This is a genomic window from Streptomyces sp. NPDC003284, assembly GCF_053589675.1.
Map to the genome: position 1 here is coordinate 98,274 of NZ_JBSFSI010000022.1, position 16,883 is coordinate 115,156.

Here is a 16,883-nt window from a genome sequence, read left to right on the forward strand (position 1 = left end):
GGCGGGCCCGCCCCTTCGTGCTGCCGCCGTGCGGCTCAGCCGGTCACTTCACCGCGAGGGCGAAGACGTGCAGGTCGGTGTCGGACGGCAGCTTCACCGAGCGGATCTGCCGGCCCGCCGGGGCCGTGAAGGGCCGGGTGGCGAACACATAGGTGGCCACCGGGTCCTTGTCGGCGCCCGCGACATTGCGGTACGCGGTCTTGGCGACCACCGTGTTGCCGTACTGGACGGTGCCGCCGCCCCCGCCGACGGTCCAGTCGGTGAAGGCGAGGTCGGTCTCGGCCGTGGTGCCGTCGGTGTAGGTGACGGTGGCCTTGGCCTGCTGGTCGCCGTTGACCGCGCTGCCCACGAAGGACAGGGCGGACGCGGGCGCGTCCAGGGTGATGCTCTGGCCGGCCGCGGAGACGTTGTCGGGGCGGCCGTCGGGCGAGCCGGGCCAGGTGAAGGCGAGGCCGTCCGCGGTGCCCCGGCCGCCGGCGGTGAGACCGGCCGCGGCGAGGGCCTGGCGGGAGTAGCTCCAGCCGCCGCCGTCGTAGTCGGCCTCGTCGTGGTCGCCGGTGTCGTCGGAGACGCCGGTGTTGTCGCGGGCGGCGAGCAGGGTGCCGGGGGCCGCGACGGTGAGGGCCACGGGCTGCTCGTAGGACTGCTCGCCGGAGGTCACCGTGACGCGCGCGTCGTAGTAGCCCTGCGCGGTGTCCTTCCCGGCGGTGAGGGTGATCTTCTGCGCGCCGCCGGTGACGGTGCCCTCGGCGGGGCTCGCCGTGACACCGGCCGGGGTGCTGACCCGGAAGTGCGCCTCGGGTCCCTGGCCGCCGTTCAGCGCCAGCGCGCGGACGGTGACCTCGGCGCTCTCACCGGGGGCGAGCGTCGCCGTGGTCGGGCCCACGCCGATCTGGTACGGCTGCTCGCCCTGCCGGAAGGACGGCGGCGCGGCGGACGGGGCGCTGCCCCAGGCGCGGTTCGGTGTCGAGGAGAGGGTGTAGTCCAGGCGTCCGCCGTCGCGGACGAAGGAGGCGGGCAGCCACGGCCGGTCGCTGGTGCGGCCGTTGACCTTCAGGGACTGCACGTAGGGCGATCCGGCCGCCGCTCCCCGGGCGCGCACGGAGATGTCGTTGCCCTGCGGACGGTGGATCTCGGCGCGCTCGAACAGCGGGGAGGCGAGGACCAGTTCGGAGCGGGAGGGCACCTGCGGGTACATGCCGAGCGCGGAGAAGACGTACCAGGCGGACATGGCGCCCAGGTCGTCGTTGCCGGGGATGCCGCCGGGCTCGGTGGTCCACAGCTGCCGCATGGCGGCGCGGACGGTCTCCTGCGCCTTGTAGGGGGCGCCCGCGTAGTCGTAGAGGTAGGGGACGTTGATGGACGGCTCGTTGTCCATGGCGGCCTTGTCGCCGCCCTGGCCCGTGAAGGCCCAGCCGCCGCCGTCCGTGTGGAAGAAGGCGTCGAGGCGGCCGAGGGCCGCGTCCCGGCCGCCCATGGCCGCGAACAGCCCGGCCGGATCGTGCTGGACCATCCAGGTGTACTGGGCGGCCGTGCCCTCGACGAAGCCGTTGCCGGTGTCCGGGGTGAAGCCGGTCACCCAGCTGCCGTCGGCCTTGCGGTTGGCGATGTAGCCGCCGGAGGGGGTGGCGGCGACGTTGAAGTTGTTCTGCCACCACTGGGCGCGGCCGGCGAAGGCGTCCGCGGTCCTCTTCTGTCCGGCCGTCGCGGCGAGCTGGGAGAGGGAGAAGTCCGCCGTGGACATCTCCAGGGTCTCGGCGGCGCCGCCCCAGGCGTTGGAGACGGACGGCATGTAGTGCAGCTTGAGGTACTTGTCCAGGGAGGGCCGCTGACCGGCGGAGAGCACCGGCTTGCCGGCCGGGGAGAGGTCCTGCTCCGTCGGTACGGTGGCCGCCTTCACCAGGGAGGCCAGCGCGCCCCTGAGGTCGAAGTCGGTGCCGCCGAAGGCGCGGATGCCGGCCAGTGCGGTGGGCGAGGGGTCGCCGTTCATGACGTGGGTGCCGCTCGCGCCGTGCAGCCAGCGGTCCCACACGCCGCCGTTCTGCCGGGACAGCTCGTACAGCGACTGGGCGATGTCGGAGCCGGTGCGCGGGCTGAGCAGGGTGAGCAGCTGCACCTGGTCGCGGTAGACGTCCCAGCCGGAGAAGGTGCCGTACTGCGCCTGGTGGCCGCGGGCGACGGTGTGCACCTTGCCGTCCGGGCCCCGGTAGCGGCGGTCGGTGTCGCTGATGACGTTGGGGTGCAGCAGGGCGTGGTAGAGCGCGGTGTAGAAGGTGGTGCGCTCGTCGGTGGTGCCGCCGCCGACCTGGATCGCGCCCAGCCGTTCGCGCCAGGCGCGGCGGGCCGCGTCACGGACGGCGTCGAAGGAGCGGCGGGGCGGGTTCTCGGCGGCGAGGTTGGCCGCCGCGCCCGCCTGGCTGACATAGGAGATGCCGACCTTGACGCCGACCGGGCCGGTGCCGGGCGCGAACTCGACGTAGCCGCCGGCGCCCTTGCCCGCCACCGGCCGTCCGCCGTGCGAGAAGCCGCCGGTGCCGCCGGTGGCCTTCGTGGCGCCGGGGGTCAGCTTGTCGTCCTGCCAGGTGCCGGTGGCGGTGAAGGGCCGGTCGAAGCGGGCGGTGAAGTAGAGCGTGTAGTAAGAGCGCTGGCCCTCCGGGTCGAGGTAGCCGCAGAAGTTGCCGGAGGTGACCGAGCCGGACACGGTGCGGGCGGCCGGGTCGATGGTGACCGAGGAGTCGGTGGAGCCCAGCTCGGAGTTGGCGGTGCGGATCAGCAGCGAGGCGGGCTTGTCCGCGGGGTAGGTGAAGCGCGCCGAGCCGGTGCGGGCGGTCGCGGCGAGGTCGGCGGTGACCCCGGAGGCGAGGCCGACCCGGTAGTGGCCCGGTTCGGCCTGCTCGTCGCGGTGCTGGAAGTCGGCGGCGTAGACGGCGTCCTTGGTGTCGCTCGCCGGTGAGGTGGTGACCTTCCCGGCGTACGGGAAGAACGGGATGTCGCCGCTGCCGCCCGCGCAGCCGGTGCCGGACATGTGGGTGAGGCTGAAGCCGCGGACGCGGGTGGCGTCGTAGTGGTAGCCGCCGGGGGCGGTGGTGCGGGTGGCGTCGCCGCGGGTGTTCTCCGGGCTGAAGGAGAACATGCCGAAGGGCGTGACGGCGCCCGGGAAGGTGTCGCCGCCGTTCTTGGTGCCGATCAGCGGATCGACGTACGGTGTCGGGTCCTTCACCAGGGCGGCCCCGGATCCGCCGGGCGCGGTGGTCGCCGCGAGGGCGGGCGTGGCGCCGCCGGCCGCGAGTACCGCGGCCAGCAGCAGGGACATGGGACGGAAACGCATGACGCGGCCCCTCCTCCTTCAGGACGGGTCGCGCACCACGGAGCACACAAGCCGCAGGGACAGTAGCGCGCGCCGGTGGTACAGCGGAAGACCGCGCGCTCCACCGGCGTGTGCCGCGCCCTCCGGGGGGCGGCGGTCGGCCAAGATGCTTGACATCGTTGTCCGTTACGGCGGTACAGTCATGTACAGACCAGTCAGACAACGTTGTCGCACCACGGCACCACCACAAGCCAGCACTGCCCCGGTCCGGCGTCCTCCCCCGGCGCCCGGCCGGCCGCTCGCGGACCCGGCGGCCACGCTTCCCCCCGCCGCCGCGCCCCGCACGCGCGAGGGCCGCACCCCCTTCGCCGGGGGTGCGGCCCGAGTGCGCCCGTGCGCCTGCCGGTTACTTGCGGATCAGGCTGCGCAGCACGTACTGCATGATGCCGCCGTTGCGGTAGTAGTCCGCCTCGCCGGGGGTGTCGATGCGGACGACCGCGTCGAACTCGACGCCGGTGTCGGTGGTGACCTTCACCGTGCGCGGGGTGGTGCCGTTGTTCAGCTCCTCGACGCCGGTGAAGGAGAAGGTCTCCTCGCCGGTCAGGCCGAGGGACTCGGCGGTGCGGCCCTCGGGGAACTGGAGCGGCAGGACGCCCATGCCGATGAGGTTGGAGCGGTGGATGCGCTCGTAGGACTCGGCGATGACGGCCTTGACGCCGAGCAGCGCGGTGCCCTTGGCCGCCCAGTCGCGGGACGAGCCGGAGCCGTACTCCTTGCCCGCGAGGACGACCAGCGGGATGCCCTGGTCGATGTAGTTCCGGGAGGCGTCGTAGATGAAGGAGACCGGCGCGCCCTCCTGGGTGAAGTCGCGCGTGTAGCCGCCCTCGGTGCCCGGCGCGATCTGGTTGCGCAGGCGGATGTTGGCGAACGTGCCGCGGATCATGACCTCGTGGTTGCCCCGGCGCGAGCCGTAGGAGTTGAAGTCACGACGCTCCACACCGTGCTCGGTGAGGTACTTGCCGGCCGGGGTGTCGGCCTTGATGGCACCGGCCGGGGAGATGTGGTCGGTGGTGACCGAGTCGCCCAGCTTGGCCAGCACCCGGGCGCCGGAGATGTCGGAGACCGGGGTGGTCTCCATCGTCATGCCCTCGAAGTACGGGGGCTTGCGGACGTAGGTGGACTCGGCGTCCCACTCGAAGGTGTTGCCGGTCGGGATCGGCAGCGCCTGCCACTGCGCGTCGCCGGCGAAGACGTCCTGGTAGGACTTGTTGAACATGTCCTCGCCGATGGCGTTGGCCACGACGTCGTTGACCTCGGCCTCGGAGGGCCAGACGTCCTTCAGGTAGACCGGGTTGCCGTCCTGGTCGGTGCCGAGGGCGTCCTTGGTGATGTCCACCTTCATGGAGCCCGCCAGGGCGTACGCGACGACCAGCGGCGGGGAGGCCAGGTAGTTCATCTTGACGTCGGGGTTGATCCGGCCCTCGAAGTTGCGGTTGCCGGACAGCACCGAGGTGACGGCCAGGTCGTGCTCGTTGACCGCCCTGGAGACCTCCTCCGGCAGCGGGCCGGAGTTGCCGATGCAGGTGGTGCAGCCGTAGCCGACCAGGTTGAAGCCGACCTTGTCGAGGTACGGGGTCAGGCCCGCCTTGTCGAAGTAGTCGGTGACGACCTTGGACCCGGGGGCGAGGGTGGTCTTGACCCACGGCTTGCGGGTCAGGCCCTTCTCGACCGCCTTCTTGGCCACCAGGGCGGCGGCGACCATGACGTACGGGTTGGAGGTGTTGGTGCAGGAGGTGATGGCCGCGACCGTCACCGCACCGTGGTCCAGCGTGTAGGTCGTGCCGTCGGGGGCGGTGACCTGGACCGGGTTGGACGGCGCGCCGTTCGGGGTGACGGCCGGGGAGTCGGAGGCCGGGAAGGACTCCTTGCCCGCCTCGTCCACGACGTCCACGTAGTTGAGGACGTCCGACTTGAACTGCTGGGCGGCGTTGGCCAGGACGATGCGGTCCTGCGGGCGCTTGGGACCGGCGATGGACGGGACCACCGTGGAGAGGTCCAGCTCCAGCTTCTCGGAGAAGTCCGGCTCGGCCTTCGGGTCAAGCCAGAGGCCCTGCTCCTTGGCGTACGCCTCGACCAGCGCGACCTGCTGGTCGCTGCGGCCGGTCAGCCGCAGGTACTTCAGGGTCTCGTCGTCGATCGGGAAGATCGCGGCGGTGGAGCCGAACTCCGGCGACATGTTGCCGATGGTGGCGCGGTTGGCCAGGGAGGTGGCGGCCACGCCCTCGCCGTAGAACTCGACGAACTTGCCGACCACGCCGTGCTTGCGCAGCATCTCGGTGATGGTCAGCACCAGGTCGGTGGCGGTGGTGCCGGCCGGGAGCTCGCCGGTCAGCTTGAAGCCGACGACGCGCGGGATCAGCATGGAGACCGGCTGGCCGAGCATCGCGGCCTCGGCCTCGATGCCGCCGACGCCCCAGCCGAGGACGCCGAGGCCGTTGACCATGGTGGTGTGCGAGTCGGTGCCGACCAGAGTGTCGGGGTAGGCCCTGCCGTCACGGACCATGACGACGCGGGCCAGCTTCTCGATGTTGACCTGGTGGACGATGCCGGTGCCCGGCGGGACGACCTTGAACTCGTCGAAGGCGGTCTGGCCCCAGCGCAGGAACTGGTAGCGCTCGCGGTTGCGGCCGTACTCCAGCTCGACGTTCTGCTGGAAGGCGTCGTTGGTGCCGAACTTGTCGGCGATGACGGAGTGGTCGATGACCAGCTCGGCCGGGGCCAGCGGGTTGATCTTGGCCGGGTCGCCGCCCAGCTCCTTCACGGCCTCGCGCATGGTCGCGAGGTCCACGACGCACGGGACACCGGTGAAGTCCTGCATGATCACACGGGCCGGCGTGAACTGGATCTCCTGCGACGGCTGGGCCTGGGAGTCCCAGGTGCCGAGGGCGCGGATGTGGTCGGCGGTGATGTTCGCGCCGTCCTCGGTGCGGAGCAGGTTCTCCAGCAGGACCTTCAGGCTGTAAGGCAGTCGGGCCGAGCCCTCGACCTTGTCAAGCCGGAAGATCTCGTACGACTCGTCGCCCACGTGCAGCGTGCTGCGGGCGTCGAAGCTGTTCGCCGACACGACAGTCTCCTTCATTGATGTGCGCGTACCACCACGATCCTGCCGCCACGCCAACTCGGCCAGTCCGCTAAGGTAGACCTAAGTTAGGTAGCCCTTACCCAGGTGACGGCGGTGGTGCTCCCCGGCAGATATCTCGATGTCGAGATAACTCTAGTACATGAGACCCGGAAGGTCATGCGCGCCCCGCGCCCACGGCCCGTTCCGGAGCCCAGGCGCGCCCCGGCACGCCCCGACACCAACCGGCCCGACACCCGGCCCGGCACCACCCGGCCCGCCCGCCGCACGGCTGCGCCGGAACTCCGCGACACACCCACCACAACAGCGGATGTCGTACGACATCGGGCGATTTGCCAGGTCCGTTCGGGTGACGCGGAACCCTTGCGAGCAGGGCGGACTGACGGCACATCACCCGAACGGACCCCCCGAGAGGTGCCATCTCATATCTGAGATAACCTCAACCCCATGGCAGACGACTACCTCGTACGCATCGGCAAGCTCATCCGCGACGCCCGGCAGCACCGCGGCTGGACGCAGGCGCAGCTCGCCGAGGCGCTCGGCACCAGCCAGAGCGCCGTCAATCGCATCGAGCGCGGCAACCAGAACATCAGCCTTGAGATGATCGCCCGGATCGGCGAAGCGCTCGACAGTGAGATCGTCTCGCTCGGCTACGCGGGCCCGATGCATCTGCGGGTGGTCGGCGGCCGCCGGCTGTCCGGCGCCATCGACGTGAAGACCAGCAAGAACGCGTGTGTCGCGCTGCTGTGCGCCTCGCTGCTCAACAAGGGGCGCACGGTGCTGCGCCGGGTGGCCCGGATCGAGGAGGTCTACCGCCTCCTGGAGGTGCTGGGCTCCATCGGCGTGCGCACCCGCTGGATCAACGACGGCACCGACCTGGAGATCGTGCCGCCGGCCGACCTCGACCTGGGCACCATCGACGCCGAGGCCGCCGTCCGCACCCGCTCCATCATCATGTTCCTCGGTCCGCTGCTGCACCGCCTGGACCGCTTCAAGCTGCCCTACGCGGGCGGCTGCGACCTCGGTACGCGCACCATCGAGCCGCACATGATCGCGCTGCGCCGGTTCGGTCTGGACGTGGCCGCGACGGAGGGTCAGTACCACGCCGTGGTCGACCGCTCCGTCCGCCCGGACCGCCCGATCGTGCTGACCGAGCGCGGGGACACGGTGACCGAGAACGCGCTGCTGGCCGCCGCCCGGCACGACGGCGTGACCGTCATCCGCAACGCCTCCTCCAACTACATGGTCCAGGACCTGTGCTTCTTCCTGGAGGCGCTGGGCGTCCGGGTGGAGGGCATCGGCACCACCACGCTCACCGTGCACGGCGTGCCCGTCATCGACGTCGACGTCGACTACTCGCCCTCCGAGGACCCGGTGGAGGCGATGAGCCTGGTGGCCGCCGCCGTCGTCACGGAGTCCGAACTGACGGTCCGCCGCGTCCCGATCGAGTTCCTGGAGATCGAGCTGGCGGTCCTGGAGGAGATGGGCCTCGACCACGACCGCACGCCCGAGTACGTCGCGGACAACGGCCGCACCCGCCTGGTGGACCTCACCGTCCGGCCCTCCAAGCTGGAGGCGCCGATCGACAAGATCCACCCCATGCCGTTCCCCGGCCTGAACATCGACAACGTGCCCTTCTTCGCGGCCATCGCGGCCACCGCCCAGGGCAAGACCCTCATCCACGACTGGGTCTACGACAACCGCGCCATCTATCTGACGGACCTCAACCGCCTCGGCGGCCGCCTCCAGCTCCTCGACCCGCACCGCGTCCTGGTCGAGGGCCCCACCCGCTGGCGCGCCGCCGAGATGATGTGCCCGCCGGCCCTGCGCCCCGCCGTCGTCGTCCTCCTCGCCATGATGGCCGCCGAGGGCACGTCCGTGCTGCGCAACGTGTACGTCATCAACCGCGGTTACGAGGACCTCGCGGAGCGGCTGAACTCGATCGGGGCGCAGATCGAGATCTTCCGGGACATTTGATATGACGATGCCGCCACACCCCGTCTGACCTGCCATTTAGCGGCTCAGTGAGGGGTGCGGCGGCATCTGTGGGACTTCTCTGGGACTTTGGGCCTGCGGCGGACTACGCGTCACGCTCCACGGGCTCTACCGACCGGCCACGGCCGCAGCTACGCGAAGATCGCGTCGATGGCGGCGCTGCCTCGTGCGCCGGCGCACGGCAGGAAGTGGGAGTACTTCCGCAGCGTGAACCCAGGATCGGAATGCCCCAGCCAGCGTGCCAGGGAGACGACCGATTCGCCAGCCTCCAGTTCCTCGGAGGCGAAGAAGTGGCGCAGGGCGTGGAAGCCGTGTTCCCGGGACGGCTCCCACACGCGGGCACCGTCGGTGCTGCCCTCGTCCAGCGGGGCGATCACGCCCGCCGTGGCCAGAGCGGGCTTCCACACGTAGGAGTTGAAGTAGTTCCGGTTGATGGCCTTCCGCTCGCGTCCCGTGACCAGGAGGTTGCGACTTCCTTCCGCCGGAGCTGCGAGTACCCAGCCACGACCAGGTGGGTGGCTCGATGATGCCATGGACGCAGCCACTCGTCCTCCACGGTGAGATGATCGCCTGCGGCGAGTGCGGCGCGTACCGGGACTGGCTCATCCTCTCCACCCGCGACCAGATCTGGCTGCGGTGCCGGGCCGGCCACCAGCAGCAGGAGAGCCGCCTCGACACCGCCTGGTTCAACCGGAACTCCGGACCGGCGGACGTCGCCACGCACGCCACGTTCGAGGACTGCCTCCGCCACCTCGGGCACTGACCCCTACTCCCACGACCCCACCGGGCCCTCGGGCCCGCACTGACCACCCGTCGCCCAGCATCAAGGGGTCAGTTCCGCATGCGCATGCGCATCCGCACCGCCACCACCACCGCCCTCGGCATCACCGCCGCTCTCCTTTCCGTACCCGCCTGCTCCACCGACACCATCGGCGCCGAGCACCGGGGCGCCGCCCCCGCCCGTTCGGGCAGGACATCCGGCGCTGTCCGGGAGCCCACCCAGCTCTCGTCAGCCGTGCTGGAGATGCGCCTGCTGGACGGCAGCGAACTCCGCAACGGCTACGTGCGCAAGCCGCAGCCCCCAGCTCGGCACGGAGACGTGACGGTCCTGGGCTGCCCGGCCCTGAGCGAGCTGGGCGGCGACGCGGCCACCGGCGGCGCATTCGCCTTCCCGCGCACGACGAAGGCCACCTCCACCTACTCCGTCGGCGGCTCCGAGGTGTCCGAGGAGTTGTACAGCGGCAGCACGACCCAGCTGTCCGACGGCATCAGCCGGATATTCGACGCCATGACCAACTGCCCGACCTATCAGGTCGTCGCAGGCGGCACCACGATCGACATGGCCTCGCGGAAGCTGCCCGCGCCCAGTGGACTCGGCGACGAGCAGTGGAGCCAGCTCCTCACGTTCTCCAGTGAGGGCAGGGGCACCGTGGTCAAGGAGACCGCGGTCCGCGACGGCAGTGTGCTGCTGGTCCTCTCCGGCTCCCCTGCCCTCGTCGACCGCCACCTCGACAACGCCCTCGCCAAGGCCACAGCCACCGGCTGACCCGGCTCTCGTGGCCCCGGCCGCCTTCGTACGGCCGGGGCTCCGGCATTCCGTAGCGTGCGCCCGGCACGGCTGAGGCCACGCACCGCACGGACCGCGCTGCCACGCACGAAGCCCGGCCTCCCTCCTCGGAACTCTTAACGAAATGATCTCCGAGGTGGTTGGATCACTCCGGAACCGATGGTCTGGGGAATCGTTCTATTTTGTGGTCGAGTTGGCCGCCAGAACGGCAGCTCGCATGGGGGCTGAGGTCGTTTTCGCCTGATGTTTCATGCCGGAATCGGCTGTTTGGTCTGTGGTGTCGGGTCGCGCCAGGGGAGGTCTCTCGCTCGCGGGCCAGGCGGCGGGCGGCGGGCGGCGGGCGGCGGGCGGCGGGCGGCGGGCGGCGGAGCATGAGCCAGCCGTAGGTGCGCTGGACCGCCCACCACTTTGGGATCGGGGTGAAACCCTTGGTCCCGGTTTGCGTGCGCTGATTTCCATGTCGATGCCAAGGGTGGCGGCATGCTCGACGAGGTGCCGACCCTCCCCGGCACCGTCCGAACCGGCGGCACCGCTCAGCTTCGGAACCTGGCCCAGGAGGCCGCCATTCACAGCTTCAGCCAGCGGCTCCCGGTCGGACTGGCTTCGAGAGCACCTCGCCGCAGAGGCGACGCACCACCTGTTCCCGACACTCGTGCAGCGGCTCACCCACCGGCCCGCCGCCCGGGCGGCCAGCTCGCAGCTCGTCGCCGCCGCGAGCTCCGCGCGCCTTCCGCCTCGGCGAGCAGCATCGGCCCAACCCCCAGCGGATCAGACCTCAACTGGCGCCGCGACGCGTGAACCTTGCGGGTTGCGACTACGTATCAGAAATGGAGGTTTACATTCGTCCGTGGTGCTACAGCTGCGCCACGGTGCAACTGTCTGCGCCTTCCTTTTCTGTATGTATACGGGGGGTTTTCGGTGGCTGTGGATCCTGCGGTCAATGGTCTTGTGCTCATGCTGACGGGGATGTCGGTTCCTGAGGGCTCATCGGAGCGGATATATGCCGAGGTTGTAGTTCCGCATCTGGCGGTGTCGCAGTTCCTGACCGGTCTGCAGGGGGCCGTCGCGGATGTCGCGGGTGCCACGGTGTCGGGGGCGAAGGGCGAGGCGATCGATGCGTACGTCCAGGCCATCTCGCGGTTCGCCTCGGGAGACGGCGCGGACTATATACAGGGCCTGAAGGACACCGCGCTGCAACTCGCGGACGCGGGCAACGAGCTCGCGTACCAGCTCGACTACACGAACATGATGATCGTGGAACAGGTGGCCCTGTTCTTCGCCGAATTGGCGATCGTCCTGCTCCTGGAGTTCTTCGACCCGATCGAGGCCCAGTTCGAGAAGATGATCCTGGAACTCTTCTTCCGGGACGTGTTCATCTCGGAACTGAAGCTGTTCATGGCACGTGTCGCCATACAGAGCGCATCGATCATGGCCATGAACGTCGTGCTCGCGGCATCTCTGGACGGTCTGACCCGCTGGATCCTGGCGGCCCAGGGCAAGCACACGGCCCACGCGGACGAGTACCGCGATCAGTCGCTGAAGTTCGGGGCGATCCAGGGTGCGCTGTCCACGCTGGTGCCGTTCGTGGTGGGACCGATCGGCAAGGCCGTCGGGAAACTGCCCTTCCTCGGTCCGAAATCGATCAAGAACATCGAGCAGATCATCGAGAAGAGTGTGCACGGCCCCGGGACGGCACCGGCCCGTGCCGGCGGCAAGGCAGCCGTATCCGGCGGGGAGAAAGCCCTGCTCGGCGCGGAGACGGGGGTCTTCGGCAAGGGTGCCCTGGGCGGACTGCACAACGATCCGCTCTCCCGCGAGCTGTTGAGAGGCGACTGGTTCGGGCACGAGATGGCCCGCCTGAGCGTGCCGATGGCGATCCGGCTGCAGAACGAGGTGGTGTGGCAGAAGACCCGGCAGGAGTTCCGCACCGCGGTGGGCGACCAGTTCACGCGGGCCTTCGGCGAGCGGCTGGGCCTGCACCAGGCAGGAGAAGCCGGCCTGCGGTGGGCGGACACCTTCATGGCGCACGCGGGACACGGACCCAGGACGCTGGGCCGGGAGCTGGACTCCGCGCTGAGCTGGATGCCGGCCGGCCTGGACGGGCTGCACAGCGCGCTCTCGCACGGCCTGGCCGGCGCGCTGCCCTCGCCGTTGTTGATGAAACTCGTCCGTGCCTTCCCGGTGGCCGCGCTGCAGGCCGCGGCCATGAACGGGGCGGAAGCGTTCTTCAACCTCAGCGAGACGGGCCAATTCACCACCACGTGGATGACCACGGTGGGTGGTGCAGGCGCCTCGTTGGGCAGCGAGATCGGCCACATCGGCGCGGCCAAACTCGGCCACTGGATCAAGGGGAAGCTCGGCTTCGACCTCCCCCACCACAAACCCTCCCTCACCGACCTCGACCTCACACAGATCAACAGGACACCCGGACACGGGCCCGCTGACAGCAGCACCGGTGGCTTCCCGTTCGGGGACGGTGCCAGGCAAGACGGGTCCGTGCCAGCACGGCCCTACCGAGCCGTTCCAGGGCCAGGCGAAAGCACCCTGCTCCAGGCAAGTGCCCTGCCGGCCACCGGCAACGGCACACCGGCCCCGTCTTGGTCGCCGGGGCCGGGAACACAGTTCCCCCGGTCGGGGCAGGTACGGCTCGACATCCCCGAACGGCTCACCGTCGGCCATGCGGCGCCCGGGGCGACACCGGCCGGGAACGGCCGTCCCGCCCCGCTCACGCCTGCCCCGCGCCTGGCCACCGAGTCCGGCGCCGGCCGCCCTCCGCTCGAGGCCGGTCAGCGGGCCCGGCTGGAAGAGTCGTTGCACCGCTGGCAGGCACCCGAGGAACTGACCCGGCACGACGCCGACCGGACGCGCCTCGTCCTGGAACGCCCCGCAGCCGCCTTCCAGGCGATGCAGCACCTGCGGCAGCTCGCCGCCGAAGCGGGCATCACGCCCGCCGAGCAGCGCCGCCTCCTCGCCCCCGCCGACGCGGCGGCGGCCCGCCGCGACTGGCAGCAGGCGGCCACTCACCTCACCGACCTTCGCGACCACATTCGGGTCACTCTCGACGCGAACACGCCCGAGACACACGGAGCGGCTTCCCGACCTCTACTCGACGCCGAACCCGGCTCAGGCATTCCCGTATCGGGTGCCGACACCCGCTCAGTGGCGGCACCCGACCACCCGCTACCGACGGCCAGTGAAGCGGAGAAGGGCCCCGCAGTCACCGCAGAGGCAGTCAGCGCCGGGAAGGACACAGGGAATGAGGTCCCCGATTCGACAGTGGTGGCAGATGCCGGTGTTGGTAGGGCTTCCGTCTTCCGCGGCGCGGAGAACTCGCTCACGGGCCTGTCCGACGAAAGGCTGCGTCCGCCGACCGACACCGAAGGCCAAGTGGCCAGGCGCACCATTTCGAACACCGTCCCCGGGTCTAACGGTGACCAGTTTCGTCGAGGCACTGTGGGCACCCAGCGTCACCCGCTGAGCATCACGGAGGTGGAAACCGCCGTGCGTCATGTGGCCCAGATAACCCACAAGGAGCGATCAACAGCCAACGCCGATGCGCATGCCACACAGTCTCCGCATGACATGACGGTCCAGGAGTGCCTGACGCTTCTACACGAACTGAGGAAGCAACTTTATCCTCACGGAATTCGGCCCTCGACCACTGTCGACGACGCCGTACTCGGGGTTCACCACCAGGAGAGCTTGATCGCTGCAGGGCCGGGATGGCAGAAAGTTGATTCCTGGCGTTCCGTAATAGAAACGCTGGGGAATGCCCCGGGCAGTGCCGCATTCATCCTCAATCGCCACCTGTCCGGTATGGGACACTCATGGGCTGCCTACTCCCTGCATCCGAAAGACCCGCAGAGTCCCCCTCGAGTCGTTTGGATCGACATGACCGCCGCACAGCACCGCTTCATAACAGAAGACCTACCACAGACGGCACCGGTGGAAGCGCGCGCACTTTTCGTAGGTCCCGCAGGTGGAGTTCTCGCTCTACCTCGTCATTCGAGCTCCAGTACTTCGTCCACCGTGCAAGCACTCATAGATCCGGCGCCCAATCACCAGTATGGAGCGAATCGCTCCGGTCGAAACGACGAGAACGACAGTCTCTTCGGTTCGCCGCCGCCTCCTACACCTGATCAATCGTCTAGCTCGAACCCTTGGAACCTTGCTCTACCTACCGGAAGGATTTCAGCCCCGGAGGCGGAGGCGGAGGCGGCAGACGAAGGATCGCGGCTGGCTCATGAGATCCGTGCTTGGTTCGGTGATCCACAGAACCGTGGACGCATCCCTTCGTTCCTGAACAGTCATGCAAGGAGGCGGCTGCCTGCTCAGGTGCGCGCCTTCGCAGACTGGAGTGGACACTTCAGACGGGTTGGCTATCGGACAATCCACCCTGATGTGATTCAAGCCTTCAGGGACGGAGGAGTTGAGATCGTCCAGAGGAATTCAACGAGCAGCATCTCTGGCGCAGCGTACTTCTTTGCCGAGAAATACCCTTCACGTAAGATCGATGACGCCACCGCTCAGAGGATTTCGGACGCGCACGATGAATGGCAGACCAATCACGGAAGAAATCGGACCGGGGAGCTGCCTTCTTCGTCCCCTCGAGTCGTGCGGGAGCGGTCCGGTCCTTTCGTTGTCATGCGCGGCCCGGAACAACAGCCGACTGCGGGACCCAGCCGGATCCCCGCGGATTCGTCCGGCGAACCGGTGCAAATGATCTCCGTCAATATCCGTAGGGCGCCTGACGGGTCTCTGGCACTACAAGAAGACATATTTGGTGGTGCCACTCCAGATCGAGTCATGGGTGGCATTGGCCAGGATCACCTGCGCTTGCCGACTCCCTCCGGCACGGCCAGGGGTGCGGCTGGCTCCAGCAGGTCGGCGTCTGTAGCGCATGACTCGCCGAGAGGCTCAAGGGAGCGTTCCGTCGGTGATCCCCTACGGGAACAGAGTGCCGACAATTTGCAGGAGATGCTACGCGATATTTTCGAGTTTGATGTCGAAGATCAAGCGCGATTTGAGCAGGCGCCTGCGGCGGCTCACGAGGAGCTAATGCAAATGGTGGATACTGCGCTTCTGGTGCTTGGACATGACCCGCTAAGCGTAGAGGAGGTGCAGACAATGGTGGGCCATCCACTCCTTTCTCAGACCGCGCACGACTGGGACTTTGCTCAAACTATGGCAGAAAACGTGGTGCTGGCACGTTTTGCCTCCGTTCCAGAACCCAGCAATAGCGGCACAGGGGCGTCAAGGGCAGGCGCATCCGCCCAAGGTCATCCAGAGCGCGACCTGACCCAAAATGATGAACTAGTTCAAATGGTCAATCTTGCACTAGGAATAGACGGCCAATGGCCTTTGAATGCACACGAAGAGATTGAACTATTCGGCCATCCAGGTGCAATGCAGGCGCCTGATGATTGGGAAGTGGTGCTAGATTTGGCAAATACCATCGCGGTGGGGCGCCGCGCCCTCACAGTCGACCCCGGCGCCAGTACGGCCGGGCCTTCGGGGGCAGGCAGGTCCGGAAATGAGGAACCCGACTCGCGTTCCGAAGCGGAACAGCTGCTGCTGCGAATCGTAAATGCCGTTCTAGATTCAAGCGGCGGAACGCACCTGCGGCCTGACGAAGAACGCGAAATCTTGCGTCGCGCGAGAGATACGGGAATCTCAGCAGTAGTCTTCGAAAGTGCCGTCGATTTGGCTGATTGGATTTCAGTAGCGCGTTCTACTGGGGCTTCCAGGTCCGACAGTGCTTTCACCGCCCTCACGGGGAGAGGCGGCCAAAATTGACATGGCGTTCGCCTGAGCCGACCACGCGACCCTGCGCCTGGTACTCCAGCCGTAGGTCGCGATCACGGCGAGCCGCTGCTTATGGCCCGTAGACGAGATCCACGCCGCCACCCAGCCGCCCGACTCGCCGGTTCCTGCGTGGCACCACCACCAGCTGCGATCGTCTCCCATTCCTTCCTCGGTCGGGTCGAAGTAGTACAACCATCCCCAGAGCGTCCACGGGCCCCCGTCGGCGGCCGCTCTCTCCTCTGGCGTCATAGCGCGCCATTGACGCAGCCACGCCTCCATGTCGAAGGGCTCGCCATCCTCCGGTTCCGGGGGCTCGGGCGCCCACCGCTGGATGAACCAGGCTGGCAGCAGCTGCGGCCAAAGCTCTTCTGCCGGCCAGTCACCCATCTGGGAGACGACGCACGTCAGTACCGCACGCGCGTTGTCGATGACCTGGGCCGGGTCCTCGGCAGTGAACCGGAGGCGCACGAGAAACGGTCGGGGTTCGTCGTCATCCTCGGTGCCCGGTCCAGATCGAAGGCGCCGCAGCTTGCCTGTCGTGATTTCCACGGTGAGGAAGTATGCACCGGCACCGACCTTGCGACATCTCGATGTCGCGCCGTTCAGGGGACACGAACCTCTGTGACTGGGCGGTTGCTTGCCGTCGGTAGTGGCAGGCTCGGGCACGGGCTTGGGGTGTCGGCGTCGCCAGTGTGACCAGCGCAGGCGGTGTGCAAGGTCGTGGACCGCCCAGCATCTGGGCGGCTCCGCTTAGAGCTCCTAACAAAGTGAGAGGTTTCTCAGTCGTCGCCAGCAGATGATGCTGCAGGCGAGGCTGAGGAAGGCTTCGTGGATGTCGTCGCGGATCTCCCAGCGGATGCGTAACCGGCGGAACCGGTGCAGCAGCGCGAAACTCTGCTCGACGACCCAGCGGCGGACTCCCAGTCCCGAGCCGTGTTCGGTGCCGCGGCGGGCGATGACGGGGGTGATCCCGATGGCCCAGACCTGCTTGCGGTACTTGTCGTGGTCGTAGCCGCGGCCGGCGAGGACGGCCCCGACAGCGACCGGTCGCTGTCGGGGCCGTCCTCGCC

Annotated in this window: 8 protein-coding genes and 3 pseudogenes; 5 read left to right on the forward strand and 6 right to left on the reverse strand. The window is 68.5% G+C overall.

All coding sequences use genetic code 11. The annotated features are described in order from the left end of the window. Nucleotides 1-43 precede the first annotated feature (43 nt). The gene (locus ACWDYF_RS31960) at nt 44-3,328 is read right to left on the reverse strand and encodes a GH92 family glycosyl hydrolase (RefSeq protein WP_389474508.1); all 3,285 of its coding nucleotides are present in this window, start codon (nt 3,326-3,328) and stop codon (nt 44-46) included. Between the two features lie 385 nt (nt 3,329-3,713). Further along, on the reverse strand, nt 3,714-6,431 hold the full coding sequence (acnA, locus tag ACWDYF_RS31965; RefSeq protein WP_018564443.1) for an aconitate hydratase AcnA: 2,718 nt from the start codon (nt 6,429-6,431) through the stop codon (nt 3,714-3,716). Between the two features lie 462 nt (nt 6,432-6,893). Between acnA and ACWDYF_RS31970 the strand changes: the two genes are divergently transcribed. Then, nucleotides 6,894-8,423, forward strand: a complete 1,530-nt coding sequence (locus tag ACWDYF_RS31970; protein WP_018564444.1) for a helix-turn-helix domain-containing protein — start codon at nt 6,894-6,896, stop codon at nt 8,421-8,423. A 149-nt stretch (nt 8,424-8,572) separates the two neighbouring features. Here ACWDYF_RS31970 and ACWDYF_RS31975 read toward each other — a convergent pair whose 3' ends face one another. Next, complete coding sequence (locus ACWDYF_RS31975; RefSeq protein ID WP_389474511.1) at nt 8,573-8,974, reverse strand: integrase; 402 nt, start codon at nt 8,972-8,974, stop codon at nt 8,573-8,575. Between ACWDYF_RS31975 and ACWDYF_RS31980 the strand changes: the two are divergent. After that, nucleotides 8,911-9,204, forward strand: a pseudogene (locus ACWDYF_RS31980) (hypothetical protein); the annotation flags it as partial. The gene ACWDYF_RS31975 and the pseudogene ACWDYF_RS31980 overlap by 64 nt on opposite strands. 84 nt (nt 9,205-9,288) lie before the next feature. After that, nucleotides 9,289-9,987, forward strand: a complete 699-nt coding sequence (locus ACWDYF_RS31985; RefSeq protein ID WP_389474518.1) for a hypothetical protein — start codon at nt 9,289-9,291, stop codon at nt 9,985-9,987. Nucleotides 9,988-10,153: 166 nt separating this feature from the next. On the opposite strand, the pseudogene ACWDYF_RS31990 reads toward ACWDYF_RS31985, so the two are convergent. Next, nucleotides 10,154-10,515 (reverse strand): annotated as a pseudogene (locus tag ACWDYF_RS31990) (hypothetical protein); the annotation flags it as partial. On the opposite strand from ACWDYF_RS31990, the pseudogene ACWDYF_RS31995 reads away from it, so the two are divergent. Both ACWDYF_RS31995 and ACWDYF_RS32000 read left to right on the forward strand, forming a co-directional pair. Beyond that, nucleotides 10,489-10,684: pseudogene (locus ACWDYF_RS31995) on the forward strand (hypothetical protein); the annotation flags it as partial. The pseudogenes ACWDYF_RS31990 and ACWDYF_RS31995 sit on opposite strands and share 27 nt — an antisense overlap. Before the next feature lie 272 nt (nt 10,685-10,956). After that, nucleotides 10,957-15,804 (forward strand): hypothetical protein, encoded by a 4,848-nt coding sequence (locus ACWDYF_RS32000; protein ID WP_389474513.1) that lies wholly within the window; start codon nt 10,957-10,959, stop codon nt 15,802-15,804. Here ACWDYF_RS32000 and ACWDYF_RS32005 read toward each other — a convergent pair. Together ACWDYF_RS32005 and ACWDYF_RS32010 are read right to left on the reverse strand one after the other, a co-directional pair. Beyond that, entirely contained in the window at nt 15,727-16,362 is a 636-nt protein-coding gene (locus tag ACWDYF_RS32005) for a hypothetical protein (protein ID WP_389474515.1), read from the reverse strand. The two genes, ACWDYF_RS32000 and ACWDYF_RS32005, sit on opposite strands and share 78 nt — an antisense overlap. 210 nt (nt 16,363-16,572) lie before the next feature. After that, nucleotides 16,573-16,883 (reverse strand): transposase (locus ACWDYF_RS32010; RefSeq protein ID WP_451584316.1); only part of this gene is annotated, 311 nt, incomplete at its 5' end.

Bases quoted from the DNA above. Each gene is read 5' to 3' on its own strand.
- ACWDYF_RS31975 (WP_389474511.1), bottom strand. From the start codon at position 8,974: ATGGCATCATCGAGCCACCCACCTGGTCGTGGCTGGGTACTCGCAGCT.
- ACWDYF_RS31985 (WP_389474518.1), top strand. From the start codon at position 9,289: ATGCGCATCCGCACCGCCACCACCACCGCCCTCGGCATCACCGCCGCT.
- ACWDYF_RS31970 (WP_018564444.1), top strand. From the start codon at position 6,894: ATGGCAGACGACTACCTCGTACGCATCGGCAAGCTCATCCGCGACGCC.
- ACWDYF_RS31960 (WP_389474508.1), bottom strand. From the start codon at position 3,328: ATGCGTTTCCGTCCCATGTCCCTGCTGCTGGCCGCGGTACTCGCGGCC.